Origin of the sequence: Mycolicibacterium alvei, from assembly GCF_010727325.1 — a bacterium.
Taxonomy (GTDB): Bacteria; Actinomycetota; Actinomycetes; order Mycobacteriales; family Mycobacteriaceae; genus Mycobacterium; species Mycobacterium alvei.
Map to the genome: position 1 here is coordinate 5,565,211 of NZ_AP022565.1, position 14,981 is coordinate 5,580,191.

13 protein-coding genes, 1 tRNA gene, 1 pseudogene and 1 riboswitch are annotated in these 14,981 nt (G+C 64.8%); of the genes and pseudogenes, 10 read left to right on the forward strand and 5 right to left on the reverse strand.

The window, feature by feature from the left end; genetic code table 11:
* Nucleotides 1-2 precede the first annotated feature (2 nt).
* Nucleotides 3-395, forward strand: coding sequence for a holo-ACP synthase AcpS (gene acpS / locus G6N44_RS26630; RefSeq protein WP_163669235.1), 393 nt, complete (start codon nucleotides 3-5; stop codon nucleotides 393-395).
* 101 nt (nucleotides 396-496) lie between these two features.
* Complete coding sequence (locus G6N44_RS26635) at nucleotides 497-1,825, forward strand: dipeptidase (protein ID WP_163669238.1); 1,329 nt, start codon at nucleotides 497-499, stop codon at nucleotides 1,823-1,825.
* Here the strand turns inward: G6N44_RS26635 and bcp are convergent.
* Nucleotides 1,822-2,295 carry a thioredoxin-dependent thiol peroxidase gene (gene bcp / locus G6N44_RS26640; RefSeq protein ID WP_163669240.1) on the reverse strand — a complete coding sequence of 158 codons (474 nt, stop codon included), beginning with the start codon at nucleotides 2,293-2,295 and terminating at the stop codon, nucleotides 1,822-1,824. The two genes, G6N44_RS26635 and bcp, sit on opposite strands and share 4 nt — an antisense overlap.
* A gap of 105 nt (nucleotides 2,296-2,400) precedes the next feature.
* Here bcp and G6N44_RS26645 point away from each other — a divergent pair, with 105 nt between their 5' ends.
* Complete coding sequence (locus G6N44_RS26645; RefSeq protein ID WP_163669241.1) at nucleotides 2,401-2,628, forward strand: DUF3618 domain-containing protein; 228 nt, start codon at nucleotides 2,401-2,403, stop codon at nucleotides 2,626-2,628.
* Between the two features lie 1,029 nt (nucleotides 2,629-3,657).
* Nucleotides 3,658-3,837, forward strand: coding sequence for a hypothetical protein (locus G6N44_RS26650; protein ID WP_163660033.1), 180 nt, complete (start codon nucleotides 3,658-3,660; stop codon nucleotides 3,835-3,837).
* 68 nt (nucleotides 3,838-3,905) lie between these two features.
* Here G6N44_RS26650 and G6N44_RS26655 read toward each other — a convergent pair.
* A tRNA-Lys gene (locus tag G6N44_RS26655) sits at nucleotides 3,906-3,981 on the reverse strand.
* A gap of 144 nt (nucleotides 3,982-4,125) precedes the next feature.
* On the opposite strand from G6N44_RS26655, the gene G6N44_RS26660 reads away from it, so the two are divergent.
* On the forward strand, nucleotides 4,126-5,346 hold the full coding sequence (locus G6N44_RS26660; protein ID WP_163669243.1) for a L,D-transpeptidase: 1,221 nt from the start codon (nucleotides 4,126-4,128) through the stop codon (nucleotides 5,344-5,346).
* 6 nt (nucleotides 5,347-5,352) lie between these two features.
* On the opposite strand, the gene G6N44_RS26665 is transcribed toward G6N44_RS26660, so the two are convergent.
* Both G6N44_RS26665 and G6N44_RS26670 read right to left on the reverse strand, forming a co-directional pair.
* Nucleotides 5,353-5,832: an SRPBCC family protein gene (locus tag G6N44_RS26665; protein WP_163669245.1), complete on the reverse strand. Its 480-nt coding sequence runs from the start codon at nucleotides 5,830-5,832 to the stop codon at nucleotides 5,353-5,355.
* Nucleotides 5,829-6,515 carry a DUF899 domain-containing protein gene (locus G6N44_RS26670; protein ID WP_163669246.1) on the reverse strand — a complete coding sequence of 229 codons (687 nt, stop codon included), beginning with the start codon at nucleotides 6,513-6,515 and terminating at the stop codon, nucleotides 5,829-5,831. Before G6N44_RS26670 ends, G6N44_RS26665 begins: the two co-directional genes overlap by 4 nt.
* Nucleotides 6,516-6,655: 140 nt before the next feature.
* Here G6N44_RS26670 and G6N44_RS26675 point away from each other — a divergent pair, with 140 nt between their 5' ends.
* The 3 genes from G6N44_RS26675 to G6N44_RS26685 all read left to right on the forward strand — a co-directional run bounded on the left by G6N44_RS26675 (nucleotide 6,656) and on the right by G6N44_RS26685 (nucleotide 10,987).
* Nucleotides 6,656-7,429, forward strand: coding sequence for an SDR family oxidoreductase (locus G6N44_RS26675; protein ID WP_163669247.1), 774 nt, complete (start codon nucleotides 6,656-6,658; stop codon nucleotides 7,427-7,429).
* 21 nt (nucleotides 7,430-7,450) lie between these two features.
* Nucleotides 7,451-7,627, forward strand: a riboswitch (cobalamin riboswitch).
* 67 nt (nucleotides 7,628-7,694) lie between these two features.
* Nucleotides 7,695-9,350 (forward strand): PPE family protein, encoded by a 1,656-nt coding sequence (locus tag G6N44_RS26680; protein WP_163669248.1) that lies wholly within the window; start codon nucleotides 7,695-7,697, stop codon nucleotides 9,348-9,350.
* A gap of 152 nt (nucleotides 9,351-9,502) precedes the next feature.
* On the forward strand, nucleotides 9,503-10,987 hold the full coding sequence (locus G6N44_RS26685; protein WP_163669249.1) for a PPE family protein: 1,485 nt from the start codon (nucleotides 9,503-9,505) through the stop codon (nucleotides 10,985-10,987).
* A gap of 39 nt (nucleotides 10,988-11,026) precedes the next feature.
* Here G6N44_RS26685 and G6N44_RS26690 read toward each other — a convergent pair.
* Nucleotides 11,027-11,301: pseudogene (locus G6N44_RS26690) on the reverse strand (transposase); the annotation flags it as partial.
* 87 nt (nucleotides 11,302-11,388) lie between these two features.
* Between G6N44_RS26690 and G6N44_RS26695 the strand changes: the two are divergent.
* Together G6N44_RS26695 and G6N44_RS26700 are read left to right on the forward strand one after the other, a co-directional pair.
* Nucleotides 11,389-11,817: an MmpS family transport accessory protein gene (locus G6N44_RS26695; RefSeq protein WP_163669250.1), complete on the forward strand. Its 429-nt coding sequence runs from the start codon at nucleotides 11,389-11,391 to the stop codon at nucleotides 11,815-11,817.
* Entirely contained in the window at nucleotides 11,814-14,861 is a 3,048-nt protein-coding gene (locus tag G6N44_RS26700) for an MMPL/RND family transporter (RefSeq protein ID WP_235682886.1), read from the forward strand. The genes G6N44_RS26695 and G6N44_RS26700 overlap by 4 nt, the downstream gene beginning before the upstream one ends.
* The last annotated feature ends 120 nt before the right edge of the window (nucleotides 14,862-14,981 follow it).

A 14,981-nucleotide genomic window follows, 5' to 3' on the forward strand; every position in this document is an offset into this window, starting at 1 on the left:
CCATGGCGATTGTGGGCATAGGCATCGATCTGGTTTCCATACCTGATTTCGCCGAGCAGGTAGACCGGCCGGGAACGGTTTTCGCCGAGACGTTCACGCCAGGTGAGCGCCGGGACGCCGCGGACAAGAGTTCGTCGGCGGCCCGGCACCTGGCGGCCCGGTGGGCGGCCAAGGAAGCAGTCATCAAGGCCTGGTCGAGTTCACGGTTCTCGAAGCGCCCGGCCCTGCCGGAGGGGATCCACCGCGACATCGAGGTGGTCACCGACATGTGGGGGCGGCCCAAGGTGCGGTTGTCCGGTGACATCGCCAAGCACCTGGAGACGGTGACCATTCACGTCTCGCTCACGCATGAGGCCGACACCGCCGCAGCGGTGGCGATCATCGAGGAGCCCTAACCCCAGCACCGCGAGTGTGCGTGTCGCCGCCCGACACGCCGTGATCGGACTGCAGTTTGTGCGCGGTCGCGGCGTTCGACAGTGCGGCTAGTGTCGTCACCATGAGTGATGTGGTGGCGCGGGTGCAGCAGGTGTTGCCGTCGGTGCGGTCCGATCTGGAGGACCTGGTCCGTATCCAGTCGGTGTGGGCCGACCCGGCCCGGCGCGATGAAGTGCACCGCAGCGCTGACGCCGTCGCAAAGTTGTTGTCGGACGCAGGCTTTCCCGACGTCCGCATCGTCAGCGAAGGCGGTGCACCCGCCGTCATCGCGCACTATCCGCCACCGGCGGGAGCCCCCACGGTGCTGCTGTACGCCCACCACGACGTTCAGCCCGAGGGGGATCCGGCGCAGTGGGACTCTGCACCGTTCGAGCCCACCGAACGGGACGGCCGGCTCTACGGTCGCGGTACCGCCGACGACAAGGCCGGTATCGCAACACATCTGGCCGCCGTACGGGCCTTCGACGGCAAGCCTCCGGTAGGCGTCACGGTCTTCGTCGAGGGCGAGGAAGAATCCGGTTCGCCGTCACTGGGTGCCCTGCTGGCTGCGCACAAGAACGCGTTGGCTGCCGATGTCATCGTCATCGCCGACTCCGACAACTGGAGCACCGAGATCCCGGCGTTGACCGTGACCTTGCGTGGTCTGGCCGACTGTGTGGTCGAGGTGGCCACCCTGGACCACGGGCTGCATTCGGGCCTGTGGGGCGGGGTGGTGCCGGATGCGTTGAGTGTGTTGGTGCGCTTGCTGGCCAGCCTGCACGACGATGACGGCAATGTCGCGGTCGCCGGTCTGCACGAGGCGACGGCGGCCGACGTGGACCGGGGGGCAGGCTGGGTCCGCCAGGAGTCCGGCCTGTTGGAGGGCGTGTCCGAAATCGGTTCCGGCTCAGTGGTACAACGCATGTGGGCCAAGCCCGCCATCACCGTTATCGGCATCGACACCACGCCCATCGACACGTCGTCGAACACGCTGATCCCACGTGCCCGCGCCAAGATCAGCATGCGGGTGGCGCCGGGTGGCGACGGGCATGCGCATCTGGAGGCGTTGACCCGTCACCTCCAATCCCATGTGCCGTGGGGCGCGCAGGTCACCGTCACCCCCGGCGACGTCGGTCAGCCCTACGCGATCGATGCCTCAGGTCCGGTGTACGAGGCGGCCCGCGCGGCGTTCCGGACCGCGTGGTGCACCGATCCGGTGGACATGGGTATGGGCGGATCGATCCCGTTCATCGCCGAATTCGCCGAAGCCTTCCCGGCGGCGACGATTCTGGTAACCGGTGTCGAGGATCCCGGCACCCAGGCGCACAGCGTGAACGAAAGCCTGCACCTGGGTGTGCTGCAGAAAGCGGCGACGGCCGAGGCGCTCCTGCTCGAAGCTCTGGCCCCTTAGACCGAGAGATCGCGGCGTAACTTGGCCACGTGACCGGTGGCGCGCACGTTGTACTGCGCGACGGCGATCTTGCCCAACTCGTCGACGAGGAACGTGGAGCGGATCACACCCTGAACAGTCTTGCCGTACATGGTCTTCTCGCCGAATGCGCCCCAGGCTGTCAGTACCTCGCGGGAAGGATCGGACAGCAACGGGAAGGTGAGTTCCTCCTTGTCACGGAACTTGGCCAGCTTCTCCGGTTTGTCGGGGGAGATGCCCACGACGTCGAGCCCGGCACCCTTGAGTTCGGCGAGGCTGTCCCGGAAATCGCACGCCTGCTTGGTGCATCCGGGCGTGGACGCGGCGGGGTAGACGTACACGATGACCTTGCGGCCCTTGTAGTCGGACAGCTTGACGATGTTGCCGTCGGCATCGGGCAGGCTGAAAGCCGGGGCGGTGTCTCCCACCTCGAGGCGCGGAGTTGGCGGCATGCGCGGGTTTCCCTTCTTGTCGACCGGTTCCGTCGTCTCGGTGCCGGCTGATCTAGGGTAGTGCGGCAGGGCAGCACGACATGGAGCGGCGTGGAGGAGCAAACAGTGGCGAACCGAGACCCGGAGAGCATCAAGCGGGACATCGATCAGGCTCGCGATCAGCTGGCGGTGACTGTCGACTCTCTGGCAGTGCGGGCCAACCCGCAGCGTCTGGCCGACGATTTCAAGTCGGCGGTGATCGGCTTCCTCAAGAAGCCTGCGGTGACGGCGTCGTTGGCCGGTGCCGGAGTACTGGTGGTGGTCGTCGTCGTGCGACGGATCAAGCGGCGCTGATCGGAGGGCAGGGCACGTTGGGTGCCCTGCGCCGCTCAGCGACTCCGGCTTGATTCGCCGCTCAGCGGCGGCGGAACAGGAGCAAGTCCGCCAACGAGAAACTCGGGGGATTGGCGACGCGACCCAGCCGGGTGCAGGTGTGCACTATCACGGGCGGGTTTGCAGCAACAAATGCGGCGGTTGATATCGCTGTGCGATCGGCGCCGCTTGTGGTAGCCATCAGCTAACACCCCTCATCTCGGCGCAATCGTCACGCGGTATCGGATCGCAATACTTCAGCTAACTGGAGCGTAACACGGTTTCTGGCATCTGACCAGCGGAAGCACTGCCATCAGCTACCGGTTAGAAACTTACATATGCGTCACATAAGCTGGCCATATCACGGATGGTCGCGATACAACGCAATTTCCAGCACATCGTCGAGGTGTGTCGACACCAGGCGTTTGACTGTCACCGGAACAGTTCACCGCAAATTTGAGCGATGATCCCGATGGCGCATGGGTCGCGCGGCCTCGTGGCGTGCGAGTTCCGGTCGATTCGGCAAAGAAGTTTGCTGGGATTTTGGCGTCAAGCGAAGCGCAGTCGGCCCCTGGGTCTCGATCCACGCTGGTTTCGTGGGAAAAGCGATCGGCAAACCTGTATTCGGCTGGCCGTCGACCTGGCCCTGTGCAACTCGACGCCGGTCTGGTACGGCAGCTGAAATCTACTGCATAGCAGGGCGGGAACGGCCTTTTCTCGCCGAACCGGTTGCTACCGCATAGGTGTACAGCTAAGGTCGACGTCGGGTTGGGGTTGGGTGGCGAATCCGGGTAAAGATCCCGGCCGCAACACGGGTCGATTGCGTGACAAGGGGGTATTGCGTTGCAGCTAACTCATTTTCCGTTTGCCAGGATTGCTGCATGGGCTATCGCCGGTAGGACGAATCCCGACGGACTTCTCGTCGGGATTCGCTGACGACACCCCGATGGCTCATGTCGAACGTTCATATGGCGATGTGGGCCGTGGTCATACCGACTGGAGGTACCCCATATGGCGCATGTGAGTGATGAAACCCTGGGCGATCTACGCCGGGAGCTCGACCGATTCAAGAGCGAGCAATACCGGGATCGCGGCTATGCGGCCGCGCATCTGGCCGGTGCCGTGGAGATGCTGTTGGAAGAGGCCGAATCCAGCATCGGCGATCGACTGGTCGAGCGGTACCGGGCCTGATATATGCACGGTCGCAGTAACTCTGAAACACCGAAACGCAAAAACCCTGCCGAGGCAGGGTTTTTGGTTGGTGCGCCGTCAGGGTTTCGAACCCCGGACCCGCTGATTAAGAGTCAGCTGCTCTACCAACTGAGCTAACGGCGCGCGTGAGAGACAATAACAGGAGTTTCACTCAACAGTGAAATCCGCTGGTGGCGGCCGTGGGCCACGTTCGAGTCGGCCCGATCCCACCGGAACCCTTAGACTATTGCCAAGATTTGCTATCGACGTGCGAGGGGTGAGACGAACATGGGGCAGGTCCAGACGGTGACCCGTCCATATCGGGGTCTGTTCCGGCGAGCGGTGGTTGCCATGGTGCCGGCGATGATGCTGGGCCTGACGGCCTGCGGGGGTGAAGACCCGCAGGGGCCGCCGCCGGTGATCACCGACAAGGGCACTCCTTACGGCGATCTGTTGGTGCCCAGGGTGAACTCCTCGGTGACCGACGGTGCCGTCGGGGTGACCGTCGACGCACCGATTACCGTGAGCGCAGAGAACGGCGTGCTCGGCCCGGTCACCATGACCGATGAAGAAGGCGCCAGCATCGCAGGGAAGTTCAGTGCCGACGGACTGACGTGGTCGACCACCGACCCACTCGACTACAACGAGCAGTACACCCTCAACGCGCAGTCGCTGGGCCTCGGTGGCGTCGCCAACCGCAGGTTGCGGTTCGAGACACACTCGCCAGCCAATCTGACGATGCCTTACCTCCTGCCGAACGACGGGGAAGTGGTCGGGGTGGGCCAGCCGGTGGCAATCCGCTTCGACGAGAACATCTCCGACCGCCTGGCCGCCCAACGTGCCATCACCGTCAAGACCAATCCGTCGGTCGAGGGCGCGTTCTACTGGCTCAACAACCGCGAAGTGCGTTGGCGCCCAGCGAAGTACTGGAAGCCGGGTACCTCGGTGGACGTCACGGTCAACACCTACGGCGTCGAGTTGGGTGACGGGCTGTTCGGCCAGGGTAATGTCACGACCCACTTCACCATCGGCGACGAGGTGATCGCCTCGGCCGATGACACCACCAAAACCCTGACCGTTCGGCGCAACGGCGAGGTCGTCAAGGCCATGCCGATCTCCATGGGCAAGAACAGTTCTCCGACCAACAACGGGGTCTACATCGTCGGGGATCGCTTCGACCATATGGTGATGGATTCGTCGACCTACGGCGTGCCGGTCAACTCGCCCAACGGCTATCGCACCGAAGTCGACTTCGCCACCCAGATGTCCTACAGCGGTATCTATGTGCACGGCGCCCCGTGGTCGGTCGGCAGCCAGGGTTACAGCAACGTCAGCCACGGATGTCTGAACGTCAGTACGTCCAACGCCCGCTGGTTCTACGAGCACACCAAACGGGGCGACATTGTCGAGGTCGTCAACACGGTGGGCTCGGTATTGCCGGGCACCGAGGGCCTGGGGGACTGGAACATCCCGTGGGACCAGTGGCGCACCGGCAACGCCAGCACCTGATTCTCGCTACATCACCGAACGATCCAGCGCTGCAAGCGATTCGGTGAGAAAATCCGTGCCGAACGGGGGCATGCCGCCGATCTGGTCCCGGAAGCTCTGCGGGGTGTCAGTCCAGTCGTAGGTCAGGGTGACATCGGTGTGCTCGCCGTTGGGGGCCAGGTCGTAGCGCCACGACCAACCGCCCGGGCTGTGTTGGCCCGACTCGTCGAGCTGACCGGGCAGCCACGCGATGGTTCGGTCCCGGTCGAACTCGGTCACCAGGTTGTGCATGACGTAATGTCCGCCGGCTTGGGGCAGGAACATGTTGATCGCGAAGATCTGGCCGATCCCGGTGATCGGTGTGGGATCGATCGCGTCGCGCACCCAGTCACCGGGTTCGGTCTCGCAATGCCGGGCCGGGTCGGCCAGGACGGCGAACACCTTTTCTGGGGAGGCGGAGATGGTGCGGGTGAGGACGTGGCTCTCGCGGGTGGCGGACGCGGTCATTGTGAAGCCTTTCCGTAGAGACGGGCGATGTCGGGACTATCTGGCCAGCCCGAGTAGGTAGGTCCGGCAGGCCATCCTTCAGGCGAATCCAGCCATTCTTCCCGCCGGCCGTACGGCAGCAGATCGATGAGCGGGAAGAGGTGACTGAGCTGTTCGGTACCGCGGCCGTTGGTGTGCCACGTGCGGTAGACGGTGTCACCGTCGCGCAGAAAAGTATTGACCGCGAAACCCTCGTCGGGCCCAGCGTCGACGTCCGCGCCGAACGAACTCTCCGACGACGAGTACCAGTCCATCTTGTTGCCGACTTTGTCGCGATAGGCCAGCACTTCGTCGATCGGTCCGTTGGTGATCACGACGAAGCGGGCGTCGTAGTTGTCCAGGAAATCGAGACGGGTGAACTGCGACGTGAACCACGTACAGCCGCCGCACTGCCATTCGGCGCCGTCGGTCCACATGTGGTGGTAGGCGATCAACTGCGTGTGGCCGTCGAATACGTCCGCCAAACGCGCCGGGCCGTCCGCACCGATCAGCGTGTAGTCGGGTAGCTCCACCATCGGCAGCCGCCGTCGTGCTGCGGCGATGGCGTCGAGTTCCCGGGTAGCGGCCTTCTCTCGACGTCGGACGTCGGCGAGCGCGGCGCGCCAGGTCTGCTGGTCGACTATCGGAGGCTTTCCTGTCGTCATCGGGGCTCCTGAGGTCTGTTCAATGAAACTCGGTCTGATAAGTGGACCCACCGCGCGGCCGGAACTCATCGCACCCGGTAATGTCCGACGAGCGAAGGGTGACCTAACACCTTGAGATGGACCATGGAGGTTGATCCAGAATGAGTGGTCAACGAGCCGACGCAGCCGGGCTGCGTCTCCTCGTCGTCGGTGCCTCGTCGGGCATCGGCCACGCTGTTGCGGTCAGTGCCACCGAACGCGGCGCCAAGGTCGCCGTCGCAGCGCGACGTATCGACCTGCTGAATTCCCTGGCAGACGCCATCGGTGGTTTCGCCTTCGAGCTCGACGTCGAGGACTCCGCGTCCATCGGCCGCGTGGTCAACGAGGCGGCGGACGCGCTGGGCGGGCTGGACGCCGTGGTGTTCACCAGCACGGTGATCCCGTTCGCCTACATCGAGGACACGGATGTGGCCACCTGGTTGCATGCGTTCAGCGTCAACACCATCGGTGCCAACAACGTGCTGCGTGCCGCGGCGCCCCGGCTGGCCGAGAACGGCGTGGTCATGGTGGCCTCCAGCTATGACGTCGGTCGCCCGCGCGCCGGGGTGGCGGCGTACAGCGCGAGCAAGGCCGCCCTCGACGAGATCCTGCACTCCTGGCGCATCGAGCATCCCGAGCTGTCGCTGATTCGGGTCGGTGTCGGCCCCACCGATGACACCGAGATCCTGCGCGGGGCCGACCGTGATCTGCTGGACCAGCTGGTCAAGACGTGGGTCGCCCAGGGTGCGCTGCCCGCCCGCATGTCGGCCCTGCGCGACGTCGCCAACACCCTGGTGTCACTGGTGACCACCGCCTACGAGAATCCGACGGTGGTGCCCGAGGTCGTGCAGTTGGCCCCGCGGATCAAGAAGGGCGCCGGGCGACCGTCTGAGTAGTGGTGCGGCACATCTGAGCCCCGCTGGGCGTGCCATAATTCGTCGGTTAGGTGATGACGACGTAGGAAGCCGGTGCGAATCCGGCGCGGTCCCGCCACTGTCATCGGGGAGCGACCCTCAACTGCCACGGCTGAAAGCTGGAAGGCGAGGCGAGCTGTGATCCGAGAGCCAGGACACTTGCGTCATCGCATCCTGCTACCCGGGGCGGAGTACCCCGAGAAGGCCGATGAACGCCCGTGTCGTTTGAAACACCGGGCGGTCAGCGATGACCGCCCCAATTTATCTTGCCTCCCCACCCGAAGTCTGGTCCTCGTTGCTGTCGGCGGGGCCGGGGCCGGGCTCGTTGCTCGCGGCTGCGGGAGCCTGGACCACCCTGAGCGCCGAATACGCCGAGGTTGCTGCTGAGCTGACCGCAGTGTTGGGCGGTGTACAGGCCGGAACGTGGGAAGGACCAAGTGCCGCAGCATATGTCGCGGCTCACGGGCCGTACCTGGCCTGGCTGACGCAGCAGGGCGCCGAAAGTGCGACGCGCGCGGTCCAACACGAAACGGCCGCCGCGGCCTACACCAGCGCGCTGGCCGGGATGCCGACTCTGGCGGAGTTGGCCGCCAACCACGCCGCCCACGCGGCGTTGGTGGGCACGAACTTCTTCGGCGTCAACACCATTCCGATCGCGCTGAACGAAGCCGACTACGTGCGGATGTGGGTTCAGGCTGCCGGCGTGATGCACGCCTATGACAGTGTCGCGACGTCGGCGCTGACGGCATCGCCGGAAAGTGTTGCCGCACCGGAGATTCTGAGATCAGCCTCGCTTGCATCCACCTCCGACGCGCCGCCCGACCGGCAGAACGACTACACGGACTGGCTCGATCAGATCGGCTACACCGACTTCTACGAGAAAGTCCTGGACCCGCTGATCCAGGGGCTCTACAACGACCCCTTCTTCGCGGAGTTGTTTGCGGGCATCGATCCATACTTACCGTGGACCGGCAATCCGCTGAGCTTCTTTCATCCCCTCAACCTCGCATTTGCTCTCGGCTATCCGATGGATATCTCGCAGTATGTGGCCTATCTGTCGCAGACCGCGGCATTCGTCGCGGCGGATATCGGGCTGGCCTTCGCCTCGGGCAATCCGGTCGCGATCGCCTACACATTGCTGTTCGGAGCCGGCGCGATGTTCGTGGCGATCACCACCGACACCATTGCACTGTTGAAGACGACGCTGGAGACCGTACTCGTCGCGGCATTGCCCGCCCTGCTGCCGATGCTGGCGGCCGCAGTTGCGGCCACCCCGGTTCTGACGGCCGGAGGCGTCATCGGTGCGGCCGGAATCGTAGGGCTGCACAACGCAATACCGGTGGTGCCGATGCCTCCGCCCCTACCGCCGCCGCCCGTCGGCCTCGCGCTCACCCCGAGTCCGGCGCCCCCGCCGGCCCCCACGCCCGCTCCTGTCTCGCCGTCGGTCTCGACACCTGCGCCACCGTCGGCGCCCCCCGCTGCGCCGCCCGCACCATCGTCACCGCCGACCCTGGGGACCATGGACGCCTTCGGCTACCTGGCCGCCGGATTGCCCGCGGAGGTCCGACAGGCGACGCGCAACCGGGTTCGAAGGGGAAGTCCTGTTCCCGACGCCACGGAGGCGCCGGCAGGGGTGCCGGTTGCCGAAGAGCCCCGGGAGCGGAAGGCGCGACGCCGCCGAACTCGGTCCGAGCAGCTCGGCCGCCGCTATGAATACCTGGACCCGGAGCCCGATGTGGCGCCTTCGGACCAGGGTGCCGGACAGATCGGGTTCGCCGGCACCGAAGCGCAGCAGCCCGCCGCACGTCCGGCCGGGCTGGCCTCTCTGGATGGCGATTCCTTCGGCGGCGGTGTGGTGGAGCCGATGCTTCCGGGCGGCTGGGGCGGCGATCGCTCCGGCTGAGAGGGCGCGCGACGGCGCCTGATGTGGCGCCGCGGGAACTTCAACTCGGTCCTCCCGTCGAACCCGTTGGCAGTTGAGACCAATGCGGCCTGTCTGATAATGATAATCATATTCAATAAGATGTGATCGTCAGTCGGCAGGAGGGGTGTCTCATGGCCGCGGTATGGATGGCGTCGCCGCCGGAGGTGCATTCCGCACTCCTGGCCAGTGGCCCAGGTCCCGGCGCGATGTTGGCTGCCGCCGGCGCGTGGTCGTCGTTGAGCGCCGAATATGCCGAGGTAGCAACAGAACTCGCGGCGTTGTTGGGTGCGGTACGAGCAGGGGTATGGCAGGGACCGAGCGCGGAGCAGTACCTGGCTGCTCACCTTCCGTACCTGGCGTGGTTGCAGCAGGTGAGCGCAGACACCTCGGCGATCGCCATCCAGCATGAAACCGCAGCCGCGGCTTACGCCAGTGCGTTGGCGGCGATGCCCACCCTGGCCGAGTTGGCCGCCAACCATGTCCGGCAGGCGGTCCTGTTGTCCACCAACTTCTTTGGGATCAACACCATCCCGATCGCGGTGAACGAGGCCGACTACATCCGGATGTGGATTCAGGCTGCCACCACGATGACCGTCTACCAAGGGGTGTCCGAGACGGCGGTGGCGTCTGCGCCATCCACCCCGGCGGCGCCGCGGATCCTGCACGACGATCACGACCACGACGATGAGCACGATCATGGCCATGAACATGACGACGATCATGATCACGGATCGCACGGCGACCTGAGCCCGCTCGACCCGCGGTGGTGGCTGGAAGTCGGGCACGAGCAGATCGAGAACATCGGACTGCTCATCGACAACCTGCTCAATGACCCCGCAGCATTGTTGACCAATTTGCCCATGGTGTTGGCCGACATGGCTTTCCATGCGGCTCAGTTGCTGCAGGTCGTTGTTCAGTTGTCCCCGGCCCTGATTCAGCCCGCACTGAGCGTCGTGATTGCCAACCTGGGGTGGGCGATCACCGGTCTGGCCGCAATCCAACCGCCCGCCTTGGTCGGCGCGGAAATTCCGGCCGGCACCGATCCTCAATCCTGGCCGGCGGCCGGTGGATCCTCGTCGGTGCCGAGCAGTTCGCCGGCCTCGGCAGCGCCCTCGGCTCCCGCAGCCCCGTCGCCCGGGCTGTCGGCGACCGCACCTGCTGCCACGGCGCCCACGCCGTCGGTCGCCCCGGGTGGTGGGCCCGGATTCTTCCCGCCCTATCTGATCGGCTCGCCGGGCGCGGTCGTACCGGTTGCGGCACGGACCAACGCCGCGGCCACTGCCAAGAAGAAAGCCGCAACACCCGATACCGCCGAGGCCGCAGCGGGCGAATCAGCCCGCGAGGCGCGGGCCCGCCGCCGGCGGCGGGCGGCGATGCGTGACAAGGGCCACGGCTACGAATACATGGATCTGCAAACTGATCCGGACGGAAGCGCCGCACCGGAGACGTCACCGACGGCCTCGGACCGCGGTGCGGGGCCGCTGGGCTTTTCCGGAGTGCTCGACAAGCCGGAAGCGAAGACGACGGGCTTGAGGACGTCCGGCGGTGCCGAGTTCGGCGACGGTCCGACGGTGCCACTGTTGCCATCCACCTGGGGTACAGGCGTCGAGGATTGAACGGGACCGGCATGGCTCCGACGAGTCGGATCAGGGCATGTCGGTCAATGTTTTGATGGTCCGATCATATTGCGCCTCAACAGATTCAGCATCCGGCTGACCGAATGCAGCAGAGTCCGCACCCACGGCCATGAGGCCTTCGGTGTGACGGCTATCAGATTCGTCGTGTAATGCGTTCTGCACCGCTGCCACGCCGCACCGGGCGGCGTGGCGCCGATCGCGGCGACCAACCCGGCGTGCGCGTCACTGGTGACCAGTTTGACCCCCGAAAGGCCACGCACGGTCAGCGACCGCCAGAACCGTCTCCCGTCCTCTCGGGGGCCATTTACGTCGAGATTTGCATGCTCAAATACCCCGAGGGGTATGCTCCATCAGGTTGGGACCTACCGAAGGAGCTGATTGTGCTCGTCGTCCTGAAACGCATATGGGTGTTGTTGCTCGTCTTGGCGGCGGCGTTGCTCGGTGCCGTGGGAGTGATGCAACTGCGCGGAATGTTCGGCTCGGACGAGATCTTCGCCGAACCTGGGAAGACCGAGGCGATCGTGTCCGTCAACGTGAAGAAGGTGACGTACGAGCTCTTCGGCCCCGCGGAAGCGGTGGGCAAGATCAGCTACCTCGACGAGAACGGCAAGTCGCTCGACGCGCGCTTCACCTCGCTGCCCTGGACACAGACACTGACCACGACCATCCCGTCCATCGTCGCCCAGGTTGTCGCCCAGGGCGATGCTGACACCATCGGGTGCCGCATCACCGTCAACGGTGTGATCAAGGACGAGCAGACCACCAAAGGCCATGACGCACAAACCTTCTGTCTGGTGAAGGCAGCATGAGCGCCACCGGAAAGCCACCGTCGAGGCTGATGCGCACGATGCGGGCCCTGGCGGTGCCGATCATCGTGTTCTGGGTGGGCATCACGATCGTGACGAACGTCTTCGTGCCGCAGATCGAAACCGTCGCCCGCGAGCACGCCGTGTCGATGTCGCCGGACGACGCACCGGCGGTGATCGCCGCCAAACGGATCGGTGCGAATTTCCAGGAATCTGATTCCGACAGCATCGTCATGATCGTCTTGGAGGGCGACGAGCAACTTGGCAAGGACGCCCGCGAGTACTACGCCGGACTGGTCCAGCTGCTCAAGGACGACACCGAACACATTCAGCACGTCCAAGACCTCTGGGGTGATCTGGTCACCGCGGGTGGGGTCCAGAGCGGCGACGGCAAAGCCGCCTACCTGCAGTTGAACGTCGCAGGCAATCAGGGCAGCACCGAGGGGATCCGCTCGGTCGACGCGGTTCGCGAGATCGTCGCCGAGCACGCGCCCCCGGCAGGGGTCAGGGCCTACGTCACCGGCCCGGCGGCATTGACCGCAGACATGACCGAGGCCGCCGACAAGAGCATGTTCAAGATGATGGGTGTCACCGGTGTGGTCATCATCATCATGCTGTTGCTCACCTACCGATCAATCAGCACAACACTTCTCGCGCTGTCCATGGTCGGCGTGGAAATGGGCACCGCCCGTGGCGTTGTCGCCCTGCTGGGTGATCACGGCCTGTTGGGATTCTCGACGTTCGTGGTGGCGCTGCTCTCGTCGCTGGCGATCGCGGCGGGTACCGACTATGCGATCTTCCTGATAGGCCGGTACCAAGAGGCGCGTCAGGCCGGCGAAGACCCAGAGACCGCGTATTACACGATGGTTCGCGGCACTTTCCACGTCATCGTCGGGTCGGGGTTGACGATTGCCGGCGCCACCGCCTGTTTGCACCTGGCCCGGTTGGACTACTTCAGCACTCTGGGTCTGCCGTCCGCACTGGGCATGCTGGTCGTCATCGCCGGAGCGCTGACGATGGGACCGGCCGTCGTGGCGGTGGGGACCCGGTTCGGTCTGCTGGAACCCAAAGGCAAGATCAAGAACCGCCGGTGGCGGCGAATCGGTACGGCGAACGTGCGTTGGCCCGGAGCCGTGCTCGTAGCGTCGCTGGTGGCCGTGCTGATCGGTATCGCCATCATGCCGACGATGAAGATCAGCTACAACGATCGCTACTACATCCCGTCCGACGTACCGTCCAACGTGGGCTATGACGCTGCGGAGAAGCATTTTTCGGCCGCCCGGCTGAACCCGGACATCTTGATGATCGAAGCCGATCACGACATGCGAAACCCCAGCGACATGATCATCTTGGACCGGATCGCCAAGGAGATCTTCCGGCTGCCGGGAGTCGCTCGCGTGCAAAGCATTACGCGACCGCTGGGCGGTCCGATCGAGCACAGCTCGATACCCTTCCAGATCAGCATGCAGTCGGTCCCGATCGCCGCGAACCTGCAGTTCATGAAGGATCGCATGGACGACATGCTGACGATGAGCGATGATCTCGGCACGATGGTCGGCTCCATGGAGCGGATGCAGGCGCTGATGACCAAGATGACCGGTTCCGCCGGCGACATGGGCGGTAGCACCGCCGACATGAGCGAGATCACCCACAGCATGACCGCCGACATGGGCACGATGCGGGACACCCTGAAGGAGATGCGCGACCACATCGCCGATTTCGACGACTTCTGGCGACCGGTGCGCAACTACCTTTCCTGGGAACCGCACTGTGACAACATCCCGGTGTGCTTGTCGACCCGGTCGGCGTTCGACGCCCTCGACGACGTGGACAAGTTCACCGGCCACATGGATTCGCTCGTTGCCGATGTGAGCAACATGGACACCACGATGCCCAAGGTCGCCAGCGCGATGAACGAGATGGTCGCCACCATGAAGCAGATGGTGACGGAATTCCCGGCGATGATCACGGTGGCCAAGACCATGCAGGGCACCCTGCAGACCATCCACAGCAGCTTCACGGGGATGGTCAAGCAGATGGACCGGATGACCGAGACGGCGACCGCCATGGGGCAGGCGTTCGACTCGTCGAAGAACGACGACTTCTTCTATCTGCCACCGGAAGCGTTCGACAATCCGGATTTCCAGCGCGGGTTGAAGATCTTCCTGTCGCCCGATGGCAAATCGGCCCGGTTCTTCGTGACCCTCGACGAGGATCCGGCGACGCCAGAGGGGATCAAGGTGGTCAAGCCGGAACTGGAGACGGCCCGCCACGCGGTCAAGGGCACCCCGTTGGCCGATGCGAAGTTCTATCTGACCGGCACCGCCGCGATCTACAACGACATCCAAAGCGGGTCGAAGTACGACATCCTGCTGGTCGGATTGGCAGCGGTGACACTGATTTTCATCGTGATGCTCGTCATCATCCGCTCGCTGGTGGCGGCGGTGGTGATCGTCGGCACGGTGCTGTTGTCCCTAGGTGCGGCGTTCGGGCTCTCGGTGCTTGTGTGGCAGCACCTGCTGGGACTGGATCTGAACTGGATCACCCCGGTGTTCGGTGTGATCGTCCTGCTAGCGGTCGGTAGTGATTACAACTTGCTGCTGGTTTCGAGGTTCCAGGAGGAGATCGGCGCAGGCCTGAAGACCGGCATCATCCGGTCGATGGGCGGCACCGGCGGGGTGGTCACGGCAGCGGGCCTGGTTTTCGCGTTCACGATGATGTCGATGGTGGCCAGCGACCTGAGGTCGATCGGTCAGGCCGGCAGCACAATCGGTATCGGACTGCTGTTCGACACGCTCATCGTCCGGTCCCTGATGACCCCGTCGATCGCCGCCCTGTTGGGCCGCTGGTTCTGGTGGCCTCACATCGTGCGTCCCCGCCCGGCCAGCACCATGCTGCGCCCTTACGGCCCGCGGCCCCTGGTGCGTGCACTGCTGGGCACCCGCGAGGAACGGCCCGCCGCGCCTGGCACCGACCCTGCCGGGCCGGGCACTCATGGACCGGATACCGACGGGCCGACTGAGCAGATTCCGCGGCCTGCGGGTTAACCGTTCCCGGTGACACCACCGCCACCGCCCTTCCGGACACCTCCGGAGGCATGTGAGAAGGACCAACTCGATCTATATCAGCCGGGGTCCTGAAACCAGGAACGCCGCCTGCTTGCGCAG

Coding starts and splice junctions, on each gene's coding strand:
- G6N44_RS26685 (WP_163669249.1), top strand. CDS start 9,503: ATGGCCGCGGTATGGATGGCGTCGCCGCCGGAGGTGCATTCCGCACTC.
- G6N44_RS26700 (WP_235682886.1), top strand. CDS start 11,814: ATGAGCGCCACCGGAAAGCCACCGTCGAGGCTGATGCGCACGATGCGG.
- bcp (WP_163669240.1), bottom strand. CDS start 2,295: ATGCCGCCAACTCCGCGCCTCGAGGTGGGAGACACCGCCCCGGCTTTC.
- G6N44_RS26680 (WP_163669248.1), top strand. CDS start 7,695: ATGACCGCCCCAATTTATCTTGCCTCCCCACCCGAAGTCTGGTCCTCG.
- G6N44_RS26660 (WP_163669243.1), top strand. CDS start 4,126: ATGGGGCAGGTCCAGACGGTGACCCGTCCATATCGGGGTCTGTTCCGG.
- G6N44_RS26650 (WP_163660033.1), top strand. CDS start 3,658: ATGGCGCATGTGAGTGATGAAACCCTGGGCGATCTACGCCGGGAGCTC.
- acpS (WP_163669235.1), top strand. CDS start 3: ATGGCGATTGTGGGCATAGGCATCGATCTGGTTTCCATACCTGATTTC.
- G6N44_RS26670 (WP_163669246.1), bottom strand. CDS start 6,515: ATGACGACAGGAAAGCCTCCGATAGTCGACCAGCAGACCTGGCGCGCC.
- G6N44_RS26635 (WP_163669238.1), top strand. CDS start 497: ATGAGTGATGTGGTGGCGCGGGTGCAGCAGGTGTTGCCGTCGGTGCGG.
- G6N44_RS26665 (WP_163669245.1), bottom strand. CDS start 5,832: ATGACCGCGTCCGCCACCCGCGAGAGCCACGTCCTCACCCGCACCATC.
- G6N44_RS26675 (WP_163669247.1), top strand. CDS start 6,656: ATGAGTGGTCAACGAGCCGACGCAGCCGGGCTGCGTCTCCTCGTCGTC.